Raw genomic sequence first — 19,692 nt, forward strand, 5'->3', positions numbered from 1 at the left:
GCTCAGCACCGCAAACTGAATTGCTGCCTACAGAATTTATTGATTTAAGCGCTGTAACCATCCAGTCACTGTCGGGTTTTCAACCAGATCCTGAAACTCAACGCTGATGCCAGAAGCTCGCCAGACACTGACCAGTGTCATCAGACTCATAGAATCCAGTCCCAGCATGAACAGATCATCGTCATCCTGAATCTCCTGAGCATCTATATTGAGCTGCTTTGCAACGATCTGACGTATTTCTTCCAGATCCAGTCGGGTTGCATTCATTTCTGCTCTCCTGAATGAATGTCCTGAATGATGGACGCTGTATCCACCACTCTGGCGCATCTTCCTGCTGCATAATTCAGTGCCATTCTGTGTTCCTCAAGACTGAAATCTGCCAGTGCATCTCCTGCCAGAAACGCCTGTATATCCAGCATAAAGGCTTCAGCTGCCGTCATCAGACAACCGATATGTGCATAGACACCACAAATGATCAGCTGATCACGGTTTTGCGCTTTGATCTGCTGTTCGAAGTCAATTTTTTTAAATGCGCTGTAACGCCATTTTGTGAGTACAGTATCCTGCTCTGCAGGTTCCAGGGCAGAGATGATCGGCACTGTTTTTTCACCGGATGCCAGTCCCTTACCCCAGAAATCAGTCAGTAACTGACGGTGTTCAGGTGTCTGATCGCCTGGCTGTGCGGTGTAATAAACAGGAATGCCTGCTGCATGACACTGATCAATCAGTTTTCGACAATTCTGAATCAGCTCTGGTATAGGCGCCTGTGTCTGATCATAAAAATCCAGAAAATACTGCTGCATATCGTGAACAAGTAATACTGCCCGATCTGTTTCAATGCGCCAGTTAACTTTATTGACCGGAAAACTGCCTGTCTGTGGCATGGCATAACCGGCTATACGGGGAATGGTCATTTTTTTACCTGCAAATTCAATTGGATGCTTTTATAAGACGTTGTCGCAATTCTTTTTTGTCGATTTTCCCTAAAGCGGTATAGGGCATATCCTCGACAAATTCGATGTGGTCTGGAATTTTAAAAGTGGCTAAACCTGACTGCTGAACATGCTGTCTAAGCTGCATATTTAAACGCACAGGTGCAGGATCATGTGCTTCACGGCGCCACTGAATAAACGCACAGCTTTTTTCACCCAGCATGTGATCCGGCATAGCAACCAGTGCAGACTGTATGACCTGAGTATGCTGATTCAGCACCTGTTCAACTTCTTCAGTGGCAATTTTTTCTCCACCCCGATTGATTTGGTCTTTACTTCGACCTTCCACAATAATATTTCCATCAGAAGTCATACGGACCAGATCACCTGTCCGATAAAAACCGTCACGGGTAAATGCTTTGCGGTTATGTTCTTCTGCTTTGAAATAACCACGTATGGTATAAGGACCTCGGGTCAACAGGTGTCCTGTTTCTCCAGCAGGCAGTTCCTGATCTTCATCATCCACAATTTTAATTTCATCATCTGCGCTGATGCGGCTTCCCTGCGTGGAAATGATGGTTTCTACAGAATCATCATAGCGGGTATAGTTGACCAGTCCCTCTGCCATACCAAAGACCTGTTGCAGGCAGCAGTCATAGTCCTCTATCAGTTGTCTAGCCAGTGCATCAGGCAATCGGGCACCACCCACCTGTACCACCTCAAGATCAGCAAAAATATTTCTGGCACCCTGCTGAACAGCTTCGACCCACTTTGCTGCCAGTGCAGGAACCAGGGCAACATGAGTAACCTTGTGCGTTTGAATAAGTTCAAAACATGTTTCAGGTGAAGGCTCTCTGGCAAGAACCAGTGTTCCACCGGCAAAAAACAATCCAAGCGATCCTGCTGAACTTAAACTGAAATTATGTGCTACAGGCAGTATCATCAGCATGCGGGTGTTTTCATCCAGCTGACAGATTTCAGCACTGGCACGTACACTGTATAAATAGTCATCGTGTGTTCTTGGAATTAATTTGGGTGTTCCTGTGCTGCCACCAGACAACTGAAAAAATGCAACCTGTCTGGCTGTAATCTCTGCTGTAATCACATACCTGTTCGCAACTGTTGACAGTTCAGGCCATGCATCAAATTCTGCTGCATTTCCAATGACAATAACCTGTTGCAGTGATGGACAGCGCGACTGGCACTCTCTTGCCAGAGTCCGATAGTCAAAGCCCATATGCTGTTCAGCACAGATGTAAAGTCTGGCTTCTGTCTGTCCAATAAAATGACTGACTTCAGCATATCGGTGTGCAGGCAGACTCATAACCGGACGCATCCCAATACGGATTGAGGCAAAATACGCAATAAAAAATTCTGCAATATTCGGCAGCTGAATCACGACGCTGTCACCTGTCTGGTAGCCTTTCTGCGCAAGATATACAGCGAACAGATTCACCTTTTGTGCCAGTTCAGCATAAGTAATATGGCAATCAGCGCAGATAATGGCTGTACGTGTGGCATATTTCTGAACACAGTCGTCAAAGAACTGGCTGATGGTCTGCCCCTGCCAGTAACCTTTGGCAATATAACGCTCTACAAACTCAGGCGGATACGGCACGATTCCTTCCCTGAGTTTCGCTTCAATAAGTTGATGATCTGACATGAAAAAACCTGTTAGTTGAAGACCAGTTCTTCAGCTTTTAAACCCAAAGCATTGAACATTGTTTTAAATTTTGCAGCGGTTTCACTCAGCTCAAGTTCAGGTTGTGAGGCTTCCACAATGCCTGCACCTGCATACAGTCGGGCTGACTGATCACGGATACGGCCACAACGGACATTGACTGACCATGCACCATTGCCATGAGCATCACTCCATCCCATCGTGCCGGCAAAAAGATTGCGCTGGAAAGGTTCCAGCTCTGAAATCAGGCTTCTTGCCAGCTGAGCAGGCTGTCCGCATACCGCAGGGGTCGGATGTAAAACAGAAACAAGGTCAAAAATATGCTGTTCAGGGTCTTTCAGTTTGCCCTGAACAGGAGTCGCCAGATGCCATAAGGTCTGGGTTTTAATTAAGGAGGGTGTTTTTGGAATATTCAGGGTTTTACATAAAGGAGAAAGTAAATCTGCAATGGATTCGATCACGAGCCGATGTTCATAATGATCTTTGGCTGAGGCTAAAAGGCGTTCAGCCTGTGCCTGATCTTCAGCATGATTTTCACTGCGGATCAGTGTTCCTGCAACAGGATGGCTGAAAACATTTTCATTCTGCTTTGCCACCAGCAGTTCTGGACTGGCTCCCATAAACCATCCATTTTTCTGAGGATTCTGTGCCAGAGCAAAAGTATATCCCTCAGGATTGGACATCAATAAACGGGAAAACAGCTCGACAATATTAATTTTTTCAGTGGTTTTTAAATCTATGGCACGTGCCAGAACTGCTTTTTTCAGTTCAGTTTTCTGCATGATTTCAACCAGCTTTCTGACCCCATCCACGTAGTCTGCATGTTGTGGCAGCAGCTTTGCTTCCGTATTTTCTGCACACAATGTGGTGCAGCTGACCTCAGCAATATCTGCTAAGTGTGTGTTCCTGGCTTCCGCAATGGAGAGTTCAGGCAAGTCACGGTTATCAAATGGCAGACTGCCTACAATAATCAGCTCAGAGTTGTCTGTTTCCTGAATCTGATCGGTCAGCTGCTGTTTTGCCTGCTCTAACCATTTTTTTTGCTGCTCCAGAAAATTTAGATTTTCAGACCGCTCAAAATCAATATTCCTGATCATTTTTTTACTGGAAATCATGCCTGTCGGAGTTGCAAAGACAAAGCCTGGAATACCTTCTTCCAGCAGTTCTTCCCTTTTGATTCCAATTGCATTTTTAAATACAGATGGTTCTACTGACAACATATTTTCTCTCACTCTTTGGGAGATATTTTTATTCGATACAGCACCTGTTCACCGAGACCTCAAGTTACCTCAAGACTGTTGAACACCGACAATATAATGGTTATCATTTTTAAATGATAATCATTATCGTTTGATTTTTGTTAAAATTATAAGGAGTACAGTATGACGGGCTTATTTATTGTTACCGGTGCAGCTCGAGGCATCGGTGCAGCCATAGTAAAAAAGCTGCTTGCCCAGGGGCATCAGGTGACTGGAATTGACCTGAATCCAAAGGTGGATGAATGGGAGGTTATGAAAACATCTGACCACCAGGAAATTCAGAATTTTGAAGCCATCAGCCACGATATTCAGCAAACTGCAACACTGATTGAAAAAATCCAGCATTCAAAATTTAAGCATCAGAGCATCATAGGTCTGGTCAATGCAGCCGGTGTCCTGGAAATGGGCAGTCTGCTCGAAACATCAAAAGAACAGTGGCAGAATAATCTGAACATCAATTTTATTGGGCCTGCCCAGCTGAGTCAGTGGGTGGCTCAGCAGATGCTTCCACATCGTGCAGGTTCCATAGTCAGTATCAGCTCCAATGCAGCACTTGTTCCCCGATCAGGTATGGGGCTGTATGCCACCACCAAAGCAGCAGTCAGTCATTATTTTAAAAACCTGGCACTGGAACTGGCGCCCCACGGAATCCGCTGTAACCTGGTCCTGCCGGGTTCCACACTGACACAGATGCAACGCCAGTTATGGACAGATGATCGACCTCCTGAAAGTATTATTGAAGGTAATCTTGAACAGTACCGCAGCGGCATTCCCCTGAAAAAAATTGCAGAACCTGAAGATATTGCCAATGCTGTACTGTTTCTGCTTTCTGATCAGGCAAAACAGATCACCATGCATGAACTGGTCGTCGATGGTGGTGCAACACTTGGGGTATAGCACCACCCAGAACTGTCGGAACTAATCCGGCAGTTTTTTACCAATCACACAATCATTCAGTGTCATTTCAGGATGCATCAACCATGACTTCAGCATGTTCATAAAGTCATGCCAGTATTCTTCCAGACTCGCCACTGTATACAGTTCAGGATGCCCATCCATCGCCAGAAACAACCGTTCCTGACCATCCACAATTTTATTGGTGACTGCCATATCAAAATCTTCAATCGGTCCTGCCGAAATGGTGGTTTTCTTTAAATGACAGCCTTCAAAAAACTCAGGCAATGGAAATGGAATCCAGTTCACCACAGGACCAAATAAAATATTATTAAATGGTTCAAAGTCATCCAGAACAAAGCGTAACTGCTCAAAATAACTTTGCTGGTGCGGACGGATTTCTGAAAATCTGGACGCCAGCAGTTTCACTGTTTCCTGTAGATTTTCTGTCCCCTGAGTACCCAGTCTGAGCGGTAAAATATTCATGGTCAGGCATGGAATCCGCATTGCAGCTGTACCGATACGTGACAGTACCGGTATACCGAAACACTGCTGCTGATCATCCATCTGTTTTGCCATATAGCCCATAAATACTGCCATGACAATCATTGCAGCAGGCAGCTTCAACTCAGCAGCCAGTACATTCAACTGCTGTTGCTCCTCCTGAGCAATCACATCCTCAAAACGGTAACCCTGAGTAAACGGATCATTCAACTGACGTTTCAGCCGTTTTTTTGGTGCATATTCACCTGAAAAATTTTTCTTCCAGAAACTTAAATCTGCTTCTGCTTTTTCAGACTCAATATAACGCAGCTCATCTTCTATAAATTTACCGTAGTGATCAAAAGCCTTGTTTTTAAGTTCCGTTCCATTTTTCAAAGACTGATAATAATCAATAAAACGGCTGATCATCAGACCATAAGCATAGCCATCCAGCGCGACATGATGCGCCCTGAAAAACAGACCATACTTCTGATCATCCAGATGAACAAAAGTGTAGTCATATAAATGACCTGTCGTTAAATCAAATGCAGGGGTCACCTGCTGTTCAATCCATTCCATCAATGCCTGTTCATTCAGGTGTGACAGGTCCATAAAGCGGGCGGGCTGAATCTCAACGTCATCCTGACGGTAGCATTTACCCTCCTGTTCAATCACACGCCAGTGCAGTGCTTTCGCTTCCTGTAAAGTCAGAAGTACTGCTTTATGAAATAATTCTCTATTGAGTGCCCCCTCAATGACCAGCCATTCTGCGGTATGAAACGGCAGACTGCCATGATAATTATGACCGAGCCACATGCTGTGCTGCGCTCGGGTCAACGGCTGCAATGTATCCACTTTTTGCATATAAATACCAGTAATCAAACAGGTTTTATCAGATAAATACCCGTCTTAAAATTGACGATAATTTTTGTAGCATTCGTTACGCCTGATATTATCCAGAACTGATGTGACAGAATCTGTAATAAAAGATAACAATTATCATTAACAATTGTAATTAAATATCTTTAAATTTATATTATGCTGATCCTGAATATAAAATATGCAGACATGCAGCTTTATGTTTATTCTTCCGTAGACAAAAGTAGATGAGAAAATGGCAACAAATCCCGCTTCAACGCCACGACACATTCAGGTGCAATCCTCTGTTCAGCTCTCTCCCCACATGCAGCGCATCTACTTTTCAGGCAGCGGTTTTTCCGGTTTTCCACACGATGCTGGCGGTGCTCACATTAAATTATTTTTCCCTGATCAACTGGATGCCACTCCACCACTCCCTTATAAAAATGAACTGGGTAAAGTGGTCTGGCCTGATGGAAAAAAACCGATTACCCGCACCTACACCATCCGGGATTTTTTAGTTCAGGAACAGCTACTCGTCATTGATTTTGTCCGTCATGCAGATTTTGGCATTGCTGCTGACTGGGCGGTCAAAGCTCAACCGGGAAATATCATTGGGCTGGCAGGACCTGGTGGACCCGCAAGATTCAATCCGGCAGCTGATTATTTTATTTTTATTGGTGACTTATCTAGCCTGCCCATGATTGCAGCATCACTTGAACAGTTGGCCGATACGACTTTTGGTGAGGTATGGATTGAAACAGAAAATGAAACTGACCAGCAGAATTTAAGCCACCCTGAAGGTATCCAGATTCACTGGATCAGCTCTGACTCTGACACAGAAAGCACGATTGAACATGCTTTTAAAAGTCTCGACTGGAGCCATAACAATATCTCAGTCACTCTGGCGGGTGAAAACACACGTGTTGTCAACTTAAGAAAAATATTAAGACAGCAGTACAGCATCAGTAAAACAAACTTATATGCCGTTCCCTACTGGAAACGAGGGCACAGTGAAGAAAGCTACCATGATGAACGTCATAACGTCATGGACGATGAAGGATAATACCGATGTATAAACAAGAAAATAAAAGCAGATTTCCTGCAATCAAAACATTTGCGCTGATTGCACTGGTGGCTGCCTTAAGTGCCTGTTCAAAACAGGATGGCAGTACCTCAACGTCCACTCAGTCAGCAGACCCACAGACTCAGACCAGCAGTCCACAGCAACGACAGATTACGGATGCTTTGGGTCGCCAGGTCAGTATTCCCAGTCATCCTCAGAAAGTTATTGTACTGAGCGAACTGGATCTGGACAGTGCAATTGCTCTCGGTATTATCCCTGTAGGCAGCACCTATGTCCGTGGTCAGAGCACCTTTCAGCCCTATCTGTCCCAGCAGACTCAACAGGTTGCTTCAGTGGGTAATTTTGGACAACCCAGCATGGAAACCATTCTCTCATTACAGCCTGACCTGATTATTGCTGGCAGTATGATTGATACTCAGCTGATCAATCAGCTGAGCCAGATTGCACCCACTGTGGTCACTTTTGCACGTGGTGAAGCCTGGAAAAACAGCTTTAACCGAATAGCAGATGTACTGAATCAGCAGGAAAAAGCCACCCAGGTACTGGCTGCATACGACCAGAATGTCCAGCAGGCAAAAGGTAAACTTGCAAAACTTCAGGGGCAAACGGTCAGCGTCACCCGCTGGACAGCAAATGGTCCTGTTTATATGTTTAAAGACTCATTTGCAAGCCAGGTTCTGGCAGATTTAGGACTGACCCGTCCAACTCAGCAACAGCAGGCAGGTGCAAGTCATTCCTCTCCGATCAGTAAAGAACGCTATGACCAGATTGATGCCGACTGGTTGATTATCGGCAGTGCTTTATCATCTGAAAAGCAACTGGACACACTGAATCAGACACCTGAATTCAAACGGCTCAATGCCGTAAAAAACAACCAATATTTTGTCGTTGATGCTTCCATGTGGACAGGTGTAGGTGGTCCAAATGCTGCAAATAAAGCAATCGCAGATGTCACTGCACATATGTCCAGACCATAAGTTGCCATGTCTCAAACTTTGCGGAAATCAGGTCATTTACAATATGTCTGTGCGGTGACTGTACTGATATTACTGAGCATACTGTCCATTGCCAAAGGAGCAGGTTCACCGGGTTTTACTCACAGCCTGAGCCTGCTCTGGCAAAGTCTCTCCAGTTTCAGTCTGACACCACTTGAACCTTTGTCTGAACTGCGTATTCCGCGTACATTTGCAGCGTTACTGACGGGAACAGCACTGTCACTTTCAGGTGTCCTGTTACAGAACCTGTTAAAAAATCCACTGGCTGACAGCGGTCTGATTGGTATCAACAGTGGTGCCTCCCTGGCTGTAGTTATTGCCGTTATTTTACAGCTCAGTGGTCTGAGCCTGTTTTTCTGGGCAATGGTCGGTGCATTGGTCAGTGCTGTGCTGGTTTTTGCCTTAACTCCCCGTGGACAGACTGACTTCAGTTCCCTGACTCGCCTGATTCTGGCAGGACTGGCGATCACCAGTACCTTTCAGGGACTGATGGCTGCGCTGTTACTGAAGTTTCAGAATGGACTGGATGAATACCGTTTCTGGGTGCTTGGATCACTCAACCGTATTGAACCCGAGTACCTTTTGACAGCCAGCCTGTCTGTTCTGGCAGGTGTCATCATCACATTTTCGGTCATACGCCCGCTGACCTTAAGCCTGGTCGGCGATCAGCTTGCCCAGAGCCTGGGGCTGAACATCAAGTTACTGGAACTGAGCTGTATCACTGCCATTGTACTCATGACCGGAAGTGCCGTTGCACTGACTGGACCGATTGCTTTTTTAGGACTGATTGCACCCTATTTTGCCCGGGCTGCTGGCGCAGTGACCATTAAACAGCAACTGCTTTACAGTGCATGGTTTGGCATGGTGCTGTTATTAATTGCAGATATTTTTGCCCGTATCATTGTCCAGCCCTTTGAAGCACCTGTCAGTATTTTATTGACCCTTGTCGGTGCTCCAGTTCTGATCTGGATGGTACGACAATCCAGCCTGCAGAACATCGTTCAGGCGGAGAAGTAAAATGAAAGAACCTTATTCATTTTCAATATTCAACCCGCCCCTGATTTCATGGTTACTCCTCTGTGTCATTGCATTATTTCTGGTACTGACCAGTCTGATGTATGGTGAGATTCAACTTTCACCCGCAGAGCTCTGGTCCGTGGCTTTTGATCAGGCTCAACCCATGCATCAGCTTTTGATTGAAAATATCCGGCTGCCCCGCCTGCTGGCAGGTCTGCTGATTGGTGCAGCTCTGGCACTGTCAGGTTTACTGCTGCAACTGGTCACAAAAAACACCTTAGCCAGTCCCGATATTTTTGGGATCAGTGACAGTGCTGTGCTGGCTTTAGCCTTTACCATTTTACTGACCAACAGTCATGTAATGGGAGAATGGTGGCATGCGCTGCTCGGTGCTGTTGCCTGTATCGGTATTATCCTGATTGCCTCCGGTGGGATCGGTACTCAGGGTTATCGCATACTGGTCATTGGTGTTGGAATCGCAACCTTAATGAAAGCCAGTTTTGATCTGATTCTTTCCACACTGCCCATCATGCACAGCAGCAGTATTTTAGTATTCAGTTCAGGCAGCTTAATTGGTCGCAGTTATTCAGTACTATTACCAACTTCCATTTTGATTCTGTCACTGATTTTTATAATCACGTTATGGCGACGACTGTTCAGTGTTGTTGTTCTCCCTGATACAGTCATTCAGAGCATTGGAATTTCGCTACCGGCATTGCGCTTTATCATGATTGTTATTGCAGCATTTCTTGCAGGGACAGCCGTCAGTATTGCAGGTCCAATTGGTTTTGTCGCCATTGCAGCTCCGATTCTGAGTTTTAAACTGTTCCCTGCAGATCTTTTCCCTTTAGCCCCAGCGATGTGTATTGGCGCATTAATGGTAGTAGCTGCAGACCTGCTCGGCAGAACTCTGCTGGCACCCGTTGAAATTCCTGCGGGCATTATCAGTGGAATGATCGGTGGGCCTTTACTGTTATGGCTTTTATATAATAATTCACGAAATATGAGCAGGAAATGACACTCAAAATTTCTCAGTTAAATGCAGCCTATAAAAAACATGCTGTGCTGAAAGATATCAATCTTGAACTGAATCAGGGTCAGGTGACTGTTTTAATTGGTCCGAACGGCAGTGGAAAATCCACACTTCTGAAATGTATTGCTCAGATTCATGCTCAATACGATGGTCAGGTCATGTGGGAAAATCATATTCTGAATGATCTGTCCAAACGTGACCTTGCCCGACAGCTGGCACTTCTGCCCCAGCATGTGACTGCTCCCAGTGGAATGACGGTTGAACAACTGATCCGTTTTGGTCGCTTTCCACATCAGGGCTGGTTTAAACAATGGAAAACTGAAGATCAGCTTGCCATAGATGAAGCATTAACCTCCACCCATTTGACTGAAATGAGACATCTACCCTTATCCAGTCTGTCAGGTGGACAGCGTCAGCGTGCATGGATTGCAATGGTGCTGGCTCAACAGACACCTCTCATCCTGCTCGATGAACCGATCAGCATGCTCGATATCGGGCATCAGGCAGATATCCTGAATCTGGTCAGAGAACTAGCAGACAGAGGCAAAAGCATCATCATGGTATTACATGATTTAGCCACAGCTGCCCGATGTGCTGACTATATGATTGCAATGAAAGATGGGGAAATTGTTGCTCAGGGTATGCCTGCACAGATTCTCACGTCTGATTTAGTCATGCAGCTGTATCATGTTCAGGTTGAGATCCATCAGGTAAGGCACTCAACCCAGACAGGTACACAAAGACTGATTGTCATTCCTGAAAATTTTGGCGACCCTGCTCATTGAAATATCAATCAGATCAGCCCAGTAAAACATTTAATGATCTCACCGAATATATCGATCAACTTCCGAGAGATAAAACAACAGACAAAAAAAAGCCCTTGTAAATACAAGGGCTTTTTCATATCTGGCGGAAGCGGTGAGATTCGAACTCACGGAGGACTCACACCCTCGTCGGTTTTCAAGACCGGTGCATTAAACCGCTCTGCCACGCTTCCAATGGCGCCTATCATATAAATATTTTAAATACTTGGCAATTATTTTTATGCTCCACCAACACCAAACGATCAAAATAAGCACAAATTTATTTTAAACTTCTAGTTTTTATACAATAAAAGAAAAAATAAACGGATTATGCTGCTCCAGTTCACGTACTGGCTATTTATTCATTACAAAAATGCTCAGCAATTTCAGTCTCTCCCTCATATAAGAAGATTGAATTTTAATCAGACATGTTTATAATTAGGTAGATCGGTATATCTATTTTATAAATTATGAAAGCAAATCAAGCCAAAGATAAAATTCTGGATGCAGCTAAAACTTTATTCTATAAAGATGGCATTCATGCGACAGGTATCAATACCATCACGGATCAAGCAGGCGTTGCCAAAATGTCGCTGTATAACAACTTCCCATCCAAAGCCGATCTGATTGAAGCCTATATCGAGTCACGCAATATCGAGTGGCAAGCCTTGTATGCCAAACGCCTGGAAACAGCCCATACACCTTTAGACAAAATTTTAGCGGTGTTTGATGCCTATCGTGATCATGCCGAATCTGCGGTGGACAATGGTTTCCGTGGTTGTGGCATGCTCAATGCCGCAGCAGAATTTCCCGCACACAGCCCTGAACGTGATGCAGTGAAATTGCTTAAAGAAGGTATAGGACAGATTTTATCTGAACATTTAAGTGAATTATTTTCAGATCCTGAACAAATTCAATATATCGCAACGATGTTGTCTTTTTTACTGGAAGGTTCAATCGCACGTGCAGGTCTGGAATGTTCAAGTGACAAGCTGATTATGGTTCGGAAAATGGCAGAAGATTTGATTCAGACTCAACTTCAACTTACTGCGAAATAATATAAGCACAGTCAATCTAAATAACCAAAGATGAGAAAAATAAACAGGATATCTCTATGAATGCCAAACAATCTGGTCTGAGCAGTATCGGTGCTTTTGTCCTGTTATGGGGAAGTGCCGCCATTTTTACTAAATGGGGACTGCATCATGGGGCTGTAATACCCTTTCTGTTCTTTCGTTTTCTCATTGCGACTGTACTGATTTCTTTGTTTTGCATCATCAGCAAACAGGCTTTTTTACCGCAGAATACACCTTATAAATATGTGATTTTGACAGGTTGTTTTCTCATTACCGGTTATACCCTGTTTTACTTTTTATCGCTTGAATTTGGGATTTCACCGGGACTTCTTTCGACCATTTTAGCTTTACAGCCGATTTTGACCTTTTTTATCACTGAGAAAAGTTTTTCTAAAGTGAAGTTACTTGGATTGATTCTAAGTTTTATCGGGATTATCTTTTTAGTTTATAACAATCTTTTTGTAAATAAATTATCGCTGTGGGCAACGGTTTCCTCAATTATTTGTCTGGCATGTATTACCACAGGTGTGATTCTCCAGCGTAAAATTTCGGAAAAACCGTGGCAAGTTTTACCTCTGCAATATGTGATTTCACTGATTTTCATTGCACTGATTATTCCATTTCAATCCTTTGACTTTGAAATGAATTTAGACTTTTGGATTCCTGTTTTGTATCAAGGGATTATTATTTCTGTGGTGGCGCAACTGATTTTTTATAAGTTGTTGCAGTCAGGCAATCTGGTCAATACCACAAGTCTGTTTTATCTCGTACCGCTTGTAACCTTGATTTTGGACTTTATGATTTTTAGAACCCAACTGTCTGCCTTTGACTATGTTGGGATTGTGGCTATTTTAAGTGGGGTTTATTTGGTGTATAGAAAGCAATCCTATTCATAAAATTACCATTACACGTTTTCTTGCACGTGTTATTGCTACATAAAAATTATTTCTTTCAATATTACCTTTATAATAAAAATCCTCTCTTTTAATTATAACATTATCAAATTCTAGTCCTTTTGATGAGTGAATTGTCATTGTTTTATGCTTACTTTTATTTTGGAAGAATTTTTTTGTATCCTTGTGACTGAGTAGATCTAAATATGTTTCTAATATTTTATTTTTAAACTCAAACACACCTAATAACTCCCAAAAAAGTCCAATTACATTAGTTTCCAAACCAATTATAGAGTTTAGAGAATTTCTCAAAATTTCAATTTCATTTGAATTAAAAATTTCAATGTCTATCTTTAAGTTTTCTAAAAATAGATATAAATTATAGTTATCTTCAAATTTACACTTTAAAATTCCTATTACAACAGACTTGACAATTTCATCTAATTCTTTTGAAAATGAAATTTCTTTTAATATCTCAAACTTTCCATCATAATCAAATAAACTATTATTAGTCTTTTTTAAAAAAACTATTGATTCATTTCTCAGCCTACCAACGATATCATCTAATTTATTTTCTTTAATTAATATATAGCCACAACCATTTTCATGTTTCGAAAATTCAGGAAAGTGATACCCATTAGCAACTTCATTAATTATCGAATGACATCTAAAATTTTTACTCAATTCATATTTTTCAAATCTTTTATCTTGAGAATAAGCAATAAATTTATCTGCACTTGCCCCTCTAAATGAATACAATGCTTGATCTGGATCGCCAACCATTAAAACTTTAATACCACAACTTATAAAAATTTCTATCAATTCATATTGTTGAAAATTATTATCTTGTGCTTCATCAATATAAATCGCATGAAATTTAGACTTCATAAAATTTAATACGTTCTTTTTATGACATAATTTAATAGCATGTTCTAATATAAAATCATTTACCCCTGATGATCCCGAAATAACTTTCTTATCATATAAAGTATCTAGCCAATTTGAATATGTATCAACTCTTCTATGAAATGACTCATTTAAATCACATCCAATCATTAAATCAAATGGAAAAATATTTTCAAAAATAAAGCCATGAAAAGTCGAAATGATGACTGATTCATTTTCAACTCTATTGACTAAATCATTTTTCGACTTATTGGTAAAAGTAAGAATTGCTATTTTTTTCCAAGCTAAACAATGTTCAGTTTCCCTATTAGCCTTTTCAACTAAAGTTGATGATTTACCTGCACCTGCACAAGCTGAAATTATTATATTTTTTGCTTTACTATCTAAAATTAAATTTTGTTCATCAGTAAAGTCTAGCTCAGACATAATTTTACTCTCTGTAAAAAATCAAACCGTACATCTTCAAAAATATTTTTAAGAACACTCTCATTTTCTCTCAGGAATAAATACATATTGTGCCATTTTTTATTTTGAAGTTCTGACTTCAACTCATTTAGATCTACTAATTCATCATCTAATAAACACTTAAATATTTTGGCATCAGCTAAAGCATTGATAAGATCATTTTCAAGGTCTATTTCCGCTAAATAAATATCATTTTCTAATTTCAACTTCTCTACACATGGAGAAAACTCTTTATGCAACCTTAATTTTTTTCCATTTAGCTCATTATCAGGTTCACTTTTAACTCCCTTTAAATATTCAGGGGTAGGTTTTTCCATTTCTAAATCTATTAATTTTAAACACCTTTTTAAACCATGAATATCATTCTTATAGATATCATTATCAGTCCGAACAATAATTTTTATACCTAATTTTATTAGTAAATCTCTATATGGTTTAAAATTAGTCCCCAATACTGGCAAAACATATAATTTTTGAAATTGATTTTTAGTTAATACCATCTTTAATATTGCATCACATAAAAGCTTTTCCGAGTATCCTTCTACCAATAGAACGCAATCAGCAAAATATCCTTTACTCAAACTTTCGGCAAACATTTTTTTCACTTCATTATATTTATCGCTAATCTGAGCTGAACTACTAATTGTCTTTCTAAATAATGAATCAGCTCCTCTATACAGTCTTATTAGGTTACAACCGATACTAATGTGATATAAAAGCTCAGATGAATGACTTGAACAAAAAATATATTGAAGTTTTTCATCTTCAAACAATGTCATTGATAGGTCAATTTGTGCTGTCAGATATAAATGATTTTCAGGTTCTTCCAATATTAAAAGTGGAATTTTTTTCTTCGACTCTTTTACTAAAAAATAATGTAGCATTGCATACATTATTTTTTTCTGTCTACCATCACCTGATGCAGGGTATAAATGGTCATGAACTGTTTCGATAGTATAAATTTTTAGTTGTTTATATAAATCTTCAACTACTGATTGCGAAGTAATTTTGACTTGATAAGTCTCATCAAAGAATTTCAGATTATTATTAATTTCTTCTTCTATTTTTATAACTGGCGTAAGTCCCTGAATTTTTTCATTTATACTTTGAAAATCTGTAACTATTTCTTTTTTTAGTTCCTCATCATGTTCCGTCAGCTCAAAATCTTTTAAGATTTCTTTTCTAATTTCATTAAATACTTTTGCTGTTTCCACATGCGATGATATATAAACTACGCTAAAAACATCATCTAAAATTAAAAAGTTGATACCTTTACTCTTTATTTCTTTTAACTTTTTTAAATCATCACCCCAATAAAATTGCTTTAAAATACCTTCCTCTTTTGTGCTCGTTATTACTAACCGAATGTAAAAAGTCTGAGATTCTTCTAATGTTATAGCTTCTCTTGCTTTTGCTCTTAATTTTTCTACATCCATATTTGCTAAATCAGATATATCTAAACTCACCGTTATTTCAATTGGTTTACTTATATTTTTATTATGAAAGTCAGTACTTTGTACTTCATCTAATCTTATTTTTTTATCAAAGACCATTCTCAAAGCATGTAAAAGATTGCTTTTACCAACATCGTTCATTCCCAAAATGACATTTTTATTTTTTAATACAATATCAATATGCTCAAAATTTCTGAAATTTTTAAGAATCAAATTTTTAAACATTCAAATTCATCTTCACTTAACTTGTAATCATTATTCTATTTATCTAATTATTTTTCAATAATAAAACCCGCTTTCGCGGGTTTTATTTCAATTAATCCAATCTATTAAAGACGAACCAATTCCACAATTTTCTCAGCCAGTTCTTCAACAGATTCCTGAGCAAAACTCACATCAGCACCTTGCGCAACATCACTGATGATCACAACACCCGTCTGACGAAGCAATGCAACTTGCTCAGCAGATAAACCTGCTTTGGCAATCGCAACAACACCTTGCTGAATCAACACACTTTCAAGTGATTGTGCATTCTCAAGTGCTTTCGCAGAAACAGCGACTACAGCAGGCTTTTGCCCCAAACGTGCAGCACGTGCTTCAGCAGTTACAGGCTCATCATGTGCAGTCCATTCCACCGCAGCTTCAACCATACCTGCACCAACAGTCACATTGCTTAAACGGTCGATGAAGATAAACGAACCTGTATAACGACTGTCTTGATAACGGTCAAAGACCACAGGCGCATCAAACTCAATCTCAACATCTGCAATTGCATTCAAATCAAGCTGTTCAACTTCGGTTTTTTCCAAAGTATTCACGTTGGTACGATAGTTAATTTTCGCAACTTTCGCAGGAATGGTTTGTGTACCAATTTTTACATTGTATAGCTTACCAATTACCAATGGTTGATCCGCCATCCACACCACAGAGGCACGTACAGAACGAGACAAAGACGGTTGCTCGCCTGCTTTGACAAGGACATTACCACGAGAAACGTCGATTTCATCATTCAATGTCAATGTCACGGCTTGACCTGCAATCGCATGTTCAAGATTACCATCAAAAGTCACGATTTCTTTAACCGTAGATTTTTTGCCTGATGGTAAAGCCACGATTTCATCGCCAACTTTCACTTCACCTAAAGCAATCGTGCCACAGAAACCACGGAAGTCGAGGTTTGGACGGTTGACATACTGCACTGGAAAACGGAATTCATGCGCACTGGTATCACGTGTGATTTCAACCGTTTCCAGGGTATTCATCAGGGTTTTACCTGTATACCACGGCGTATTTGGTGATGGATTTACCACGTTATCACCATTCAACGCAGAAATTGGCGTGAAGATGATATTTGCAGGTTTACGATCGCCTAACTGATTTACGAATGCATTGTACTCAGCCTGAATTTCATTGAAGCGTGCTTCAGAAAATTCAACCAAATCCATTTTATTGATCGCAACCACGATATTACGAATACCCAACAGGCTCGCAATAAATGAGTGACGACGAGTCTGTGTTTGTACGCCATATCGCGCATCAATCAGGATAATCGCAAGATCAGCAGTGGACGCACCTGTTGCCATGTTACGTGTGTACTGCTCATGCCCTGGAGTATCTGCAATGATGAACTTACGCTTTTCTGTAGAAAAATAACGATAAGCCACATCAATGGTAATCCCCTGCTCACGTTCCGCTTGCAGACCATCAACAAGTAACGCCAAATCAGGTGCATCACCTGTCGTACCGACTTTTTTCGAGTCGCGGGTGACCGCTTGTAATTGATCTTCATAAATCAATTTTGAATCGTAAAGTAAACGACCAATCAAAGTCGATTTACCATCATCCACGTTACCGCAAGTGAGAAAACGCAATAAGTCTTTATTTTCGTGCTGTTTTAAATAGGCCAAGATATCTTGGCTAATCAATTCTGATTGATGAGACATTGCTCAAAGCTCCACATATTCTTTAGAAATCGGTTTAATCCCCCTGTATCCCCCTTTTTCAAAGGGGGAAATTCTCCTCTCTTTTCCAAAGATGAGCAGCACTGCTGCGCAAGGGGAGAGATTTATCAGGGAAAGATTTATAAACTGTTAGAAATAACCTTCCTGCTTTTTCTTTTCCATCGAGCCCGCTTCATCATGGTCAATCATACGACCTTGACGTTCAGAACTCGTTGCCAAAAGCATTTCCTGGATAATTTCAGGCAAGGTATCCGCTGTAGATTCAACAGCACCTGTCAATGGATAACAGCCCAAAGTACGGAAACGTACCGATTTAATTTGTGGAACTTCGCCTTCTTTTAAGCGCATACGTTCATCATCCACCATGATCAGCGTACCATCACGCTCAACCACAGGACGCTCAGCAGCGAGATACAAAGGCACCAAAGGAATACTTTCCTGGTAGATATATTGCCAGATGTCCAGTTCAGTCCAGTTTGACAATGGGAATACACGGATACTTTCACCTTTGTTCACTTTACCATTGTAAAGATTCCAAAGTTCAGGACGCTGGTTTTTAGGGTCCCAACGGTGTTTATTGTCACGGAACGAGTAAACACGCTCTTTGGCACGTGATTTTTCTTCATCACGGCGCGCGCCACCAAATGCCGCATCAAACTGATATTTATCCAAAGCCTGTTTCAAGCCTTGTGTTTTCATGATGTCCGTATATTTTGAGCTACCATAATCAAATGGATTGACGTTGGCGTCTTTGCCTTCTTTATTTTGATGTACGATCAGATCGAAACCATGTTCTTTCGCCATGTTATCGCGGAACGTGATCATGTCCTTGAACTTCCAGCCTGTGTCGACATGCAACAGTGGGAAAGGAAGTTTTGCAGGATAGAATGCTTTTAAAGCAAGATGCAGCATCACAGCTGAGTCTTTCCCGATTGAGTAAAGCATCACTGGATTTTCAAATTCAGCAGCAACTTCACGGATAATATGAATACTCTCAGCTTCAAGCTGTTTAAGATGAGTAAGTCTTTCCTCAGATATAGGCATTTTGACAGCACCAGCTCAAATAGTTGTGTACTTATTACACATTCAACAATATTTATTCATTATAGTGATTTACATATGCAGACTATTGCTTGTTTTGTTATATTGATATGCAAAATCATCATATAAAACAAAACTTATAATCAGTATAAGTTTTTATTAAGTATCCTGTAATCTAAATATCGCTGATAAGCTCATCGTTATTTACTCTAAGTCAGACCTTTCTGTCCGCTCCAAAAGCCCCTAAAGTATTCTTCTTTCAGCATATACTGTACAGCCTGATGGATATTACACAAATTAAAAACCGCCTTGAACAGGCTCATCTTGCAGAATTTATTTATCAGCATCAGCCACATCTGCTTGTGCTGCAGGAACCACTGAATGATGCTGCAAAAGCTCTGAATATTTTTGTCCAGCATGAACACAGTGCCGATCAGATCGGTCTTCAGTTTGGTCTGCGTATTTCCGATAATCAGACTGAGTTTTTAATCGGAATTACACACAGTGATCAGAACCGCGAGTATGAAATTGGAGCGGGGAATCTGAAAGCTGATCAGAAAGCATTTAACCTACTCTATGCTTTTTATAATTATCCAAAAGGTTTTTATCTGATCCATCTTCCTTTGAATGCAAATGCAGCCCAGCTGAAATCTGCACTGAATGCGCAGTTTTTTCATCATGAAGCGCTTACTTTTTTGCATACAGCATTTAAAATAAACCCAATGGGTGAACAACGTACATGGATGAAAGACTTTATTGTCGAGCAGTCCCTGGATATGAAAGTCAGAATCCAAACCGCATTGCTTCAATAAGCCTTTGCAATGATCCGCAGCAATAAAAAAAGTCCCAAAAGG

18 protein-coding genes and 1 tRNA gene are annotated in these 19,692 nt (G+C 40.9%); 9 read left to right on the forward strand and 10 right to left on the reverse strand.

Features of this window, described 5'->3' with window-relative positions; translation table 11 throughout:
- Nucleotides 1-36: 36 nt before the first annotated feature.
- Genes CDG60_RS13080 through CDG60_RS13095 form a run of 4 tightly spaced genes read right to left on the reverse strand, consistent with a single transcriptional unit; the run spans nt 37 to nt 3,833 of the window.
- Nucleotides 37-267: a phosphopantetheine-binding protein gene (locus tag CDG60_RS13080; protein WP_087511898.1), complete on the reverse strand. Its 231-nt coding sequence runs from the start codon at nt 265-267 to the stop codon at nt 37-39.
- Entirely contained in the window at nt 264-914 is a 651-nt protein-coding gene (locus CDG60_RS13085) for an isochorismatase family protein (protein WP_087511899.1), read from the reverse strand. The genes CDG60_RS13080 and CDG60_RS13085 overlap by 4 nt, the downstream gene beginning before the upstream one ends.
- A 16-nt stretch (nt 915-930) precedes the next feature.
- Entirely contained in the window at nt 931-2,595 is a 1,665-nt protein-coding gene (locus tag CDG60_RS13090) for a (2,3-dihydroxybenzoyl)adenylate synthase (protein WP_087511900.1), read from the reverse strand.
- An 11-nt stretch (nt 2,596-2,606) separates the two neighbouring features.
- Complete coding sequence (locus CDG60_RS13095) at nt 2,607-3,833, reverse strand: isochorismate synthase (RefSeq protein ID WP_087511901.1); 1,227 nt, start codon at nt 3,831-3,833, stop codon at nt 2,607-2,609.
- Between the two features lie 162 nt (nt 3,834-3,995).
- Here CDG60_RS13095 and CDG60_RS13100 point away from each other — a divergent pair, with 162 nt between their 5' ends.
- On the forward strand, nt 3,996-4,769 hold the full coding sequence (locus tag CDG60_RS13100) for an SDR family oxidoreductase (protein WP_087511902.1): 774 nt from the start codon (nt 3,996-3,998) through the stop codon (nt 4,767-4,769).
- Between the two features lie 21 nt (nt 4,770-4,790).
- Here the strand turns inward: CDG60_RS13100 and CDG60_RS13105 are convergent, their stop codons facing one another.
- The gene (locus tag CDG60_RS13105; RefSeq protein ID WP_087511903.1) at nt 4,791-6,113 is read right to left on the reverse strand and encodes a condensation domain-containing protein; all 1,323 of its coding nucleotides are present in this window, start codon (nt 6,111-6,113) and stop codon (nt 4,791-4,793) included.
- A gap of 250 nt (nt 6,114-6,363) precedes the next feature.
- On the opposite strand from CDG60_RS13105, the gene CDG60_RS13110 reads away from it, so the two are divergent.
- The 5 genes from CDG60_RS13110 to CDG60_RS13130 are packed head-to-tail and all read left to right on the forward strand — an operon-like array spanning nt 6,364 to nt 11,024.
- On the forward strand, nt 6,364-7,173 hold the full coding sequence (locus CDG60_RS13110; RefSeq protein ID WP_087511904.1) for a siderophore-interacting protein: 810 nt from the start codon (nt 6,364-6,366) through the stop codon (nt 7,171-7,173).
- A gap of 5 nt (nt 7,174-7,178) precedes the next feature.
- Entirely contained in the window at nt 7,179-8,171 is a 993-nt protein-coding gene (locus CDG60_RS13115; RefSeq protein ID WP_087511905.1) for an ABC transporter substrate-binding protein, read from the forward strand.
- A gap of 6 nt (nt 8,172-8,177) precedes the next feature.
- Nucleotides 8,178-9,206, forward strand: a complete 1,029-nt coding sequence (locus tag CDG60_RS13120; RefSeq protein WP_087511906.1) for a FecCD family ABC transporter permease — start codon at nt 8,178-8,180, stop codon at nt 9,204-9,206.
- Between the two features lies 1 nt (nt 9,207).
- Entirely contained in the window at nt 9,208-10,224 is a 1,017-nt protein-coding gene (locus CDG60_RS13125) for a FecCD family ABC transporter permease (RefSeq protein WP_087511907.1), read from the forward strand.
- Nucleotides 10,221-11,024, forward strand: a complete 804-nt coding sequence (locus CDG60_RS13130; RefSeq protein WP_087511908.1) for an ABC transporter ATP-binding protein — start codon at nt 10,221-10,223, stop codon at nt 11,022-11,024. Before CDG60_RS13125 ends, CDG60_RS13130 begins: the two co-directional genes overlap by 4 nt.
- Nucleotides 11,025-11,146: 122 nt before the next feature.
- Here CDG60_RS13130 and CDG60_RS13135 read toward each other — a convergent pair.
- Nucleotides 11,147-11,236: transfer RNA gene (locus CDG60_RS13135), tRNA-Ser, on the reverse strand.
- Between the two features lie 276 nt (nt 11,237-11,512).
- Here CDG60_RS13135 and CDG60_RS13140 point away from each other — a divergent pair.
- Entirely contained in the window at nt 11,513-12,100 is a 588-nt protein-coding gene (locus tag CDG60_RS13140; protein WP_087511909.1) for a TetR/AcrR family transcriptional regulator, read from the forward strand.
- Between the two features lie 56 nt (nt 12,101-12,156).
- A complete protein-coding gene (locus CDG60_RS13145) occupies nt 12,157-13,014 on the forward strand; it encodes a DMT family transporter (RefSeq protein ID WP_087511910.1) in 858 nt (285 codons plus the stop codon).
- On the opposite strand, the gene CDG60_RS13150 is transcribed toward CDG60_RS13145, so the two are convergent.
- The 4 genes from CDG60_RS13150 to cysD all read right to left on the reverse strand — a co-directional run bounded on the left by CDG60_RS13150 (nt 13,009) and on the right by cysD (nt 18,835).
- Nucleotides 13,009-14,343 (reverse strand): UvrD-helicase domain-containing protein, encoded by a 1,335-nt coding sequence (locus tag CDG60_RS13150; RefSeq protein ID WP_087511911.1) that lies wholly within the window; start codon nt 14,341-14,343, stop codon nt 13,009-13,011. The genes CDG60_RS13145 and CDG60_RS13150 overlap by 6 nt on opposite strands.
- Entirely contained in the window at nt 14,331-16,061 is a 1,731-nt protein-coding gene (locus CDG60_RS13155; RefSeq protein ID WP_087511912.1) for an ATP-dependent nuclease, read from the reverse strand. Before CDG60_RS13155 ends, CDG60_RS13150 begins: the two co-directional genes overlap by 13 nt.
- A 104-nt stretch (nt 16,062-16,165) precedes the next feature.
- On the reverse strand, nt 16,166-17,779 hold the full coding sequence (gene cysN, locus CDG60_RS13160) for a sulfate adenylyltransferase subunit CysN (protein ID WP_087511913.1): 1,614 nt from the start codon (nt 17,777-17,779) through the stop codon (nt 16,166-16,168).
- A gap of 147 nt (nt 17,780-17,926) precedes the next feature.
- Nucleotides 17,927-18,835, reverse strand: a complete 909-nt coding sequence (gene cysD / locus CDG60_RS13165) for a sulfate adenylyltransferase subunit CysD (RefSeq protein WP_171405513.1) — start codon at nt 18,833-18,835, stop codon at nt 17,927-17,929.
- Nucleotides 18,836-19,104: 269 nt separating this feature from the next.
- On the opposite strand from cysD, the gene CDG60_RS13170 reads away from it, so the two are divergent.
- Nucleotides 19,105-19,650 (forward strand): hypothetical protein, encoded by a 546-nt coding sequence (locus CDG60_RS13170; RefSeq protein ID WP_087511915.1) that lies wholly within the window; start codon nt 19,105-19,107, stop codon nt 19,648-19,650.
- The last annotated feature ends 42 nt before the right edge of the window (nt 19,651-19,692 follow it).

Origin of the sequence: Acinetobacter chinensis, assembly GCF_002165375.2 — a bacterium.
GTDB lineage: Bacteria > Pseudomonadota > Gammaproteobacteria > Pseudomonadales > Moraxellaceae > Acinetobacter > Acinetobacter chinensis.

Coding starts and splice junctions, on each gene's coding strand:
- CDG60_RS13100 (WP_087511902.1), top strand. CDS start 3,996: ATGACGGGCTTATTTATTGTTACCGGTGCAGCTCGAGGCATCGGTGCA.
- CDG60_RS13090 (WP_087511900.1), bottom strand. CDS start 2,595: ATGTCAGATCATCAACTTATTGAAGCGAAACTCAGGGAAGGAATCGTG.
- CDG60_RS13140 (WP_087511909.1), top strand. CDS start 11,513: ATGAAAGCAAATCAAGCCAAAGATAAAATTCTGGATGCAGCTAAAACT.
- CDG60_RS13095 (WP_087511901.1), bottom strand. CDS start 3,833: ATGTTGTCAGTAGAACCATCTGTATTTAAAAATGCAATTGGAATCAAA.
- CDG60_RS13085 (WP_087511899.1), bottom strand. CDS start 914: ATGACCATTCCCCGTATAGCCGGTTATGCCATGCCACAGACAGGCAGT.
- CDG60_RS13155 (WP_087511912.1), bottom strand. CDS start 16,061: ATGTTTAAAAATTTGATTCTTAAAAATTTCAGAAATTTTGAGCATATT.
- CDG60_RS13150 (WP_087511911.1), bottom strand. CDS start 14,343: ATGTCTGAGCTAGACTTTACTGATGAACAAAATTTAATTTTAGATAGT.
- CDG60_RS13125 (WP_087511907.1), top strand. CDS start 9,208: ATGAAAGAACCTTATTCATTTTCAATATTCAACCCGCCCCTGATTTCA.
- cysN (WP_087511913.1), bottom strand. CDS start 17,779: ATGTCTCATCAATCAGAATTGATTAGCCAAGATATCTTGGCCTATTTA.
- CDG60_RS13115 (WP_087511905.1), top strand. CDS start 7,179: ATGTATAAACAAGAAAATAAAAGCAGATTTCCTGCAATCAAAACATTT.
- CDG60_RS13130 (WP_087511908.1), top strand. CDS start 10,221: ATGACACTCAAAATTTCTCAGTTAAATGCAGCCTATAAAAAACATGCT.
- CDG60_RS13120 (WP_087511906.1), top strand. CDS start 8,178: ATGTCTCAAACTTTGCGGAAATCAGGTCATTTACAATATGTCTGTGCG.
- CDG60_RS13110 (WP_087511904.1), top strand. CDS start 6,364: ATGGCAACAAATCCCGCTTCAACGCCACGACACATTCAGGTGCAATCC.
- CDG60_RS13080 (WP_087511898.1), bottom strand. CDS start 267: ATGAATGCAACCCGACTGGATCTGGAAGAAATACGTCAGATCGTTGCA.
- CDG60_RS13105 (WP_087511903.1), bottom strand. CDS start 6,113: ATGCAAAAAGTGGATACATTGCAGCCGTTGACCCGAGCGCAGCACAGC.
- CDG60_RS13145 (WP_087511910.1), top strand. CDS start 12,157: ATGAATGCCAAACAATCTGGTCTGAGCAGTATCGGTGCTTTTGTCCTG.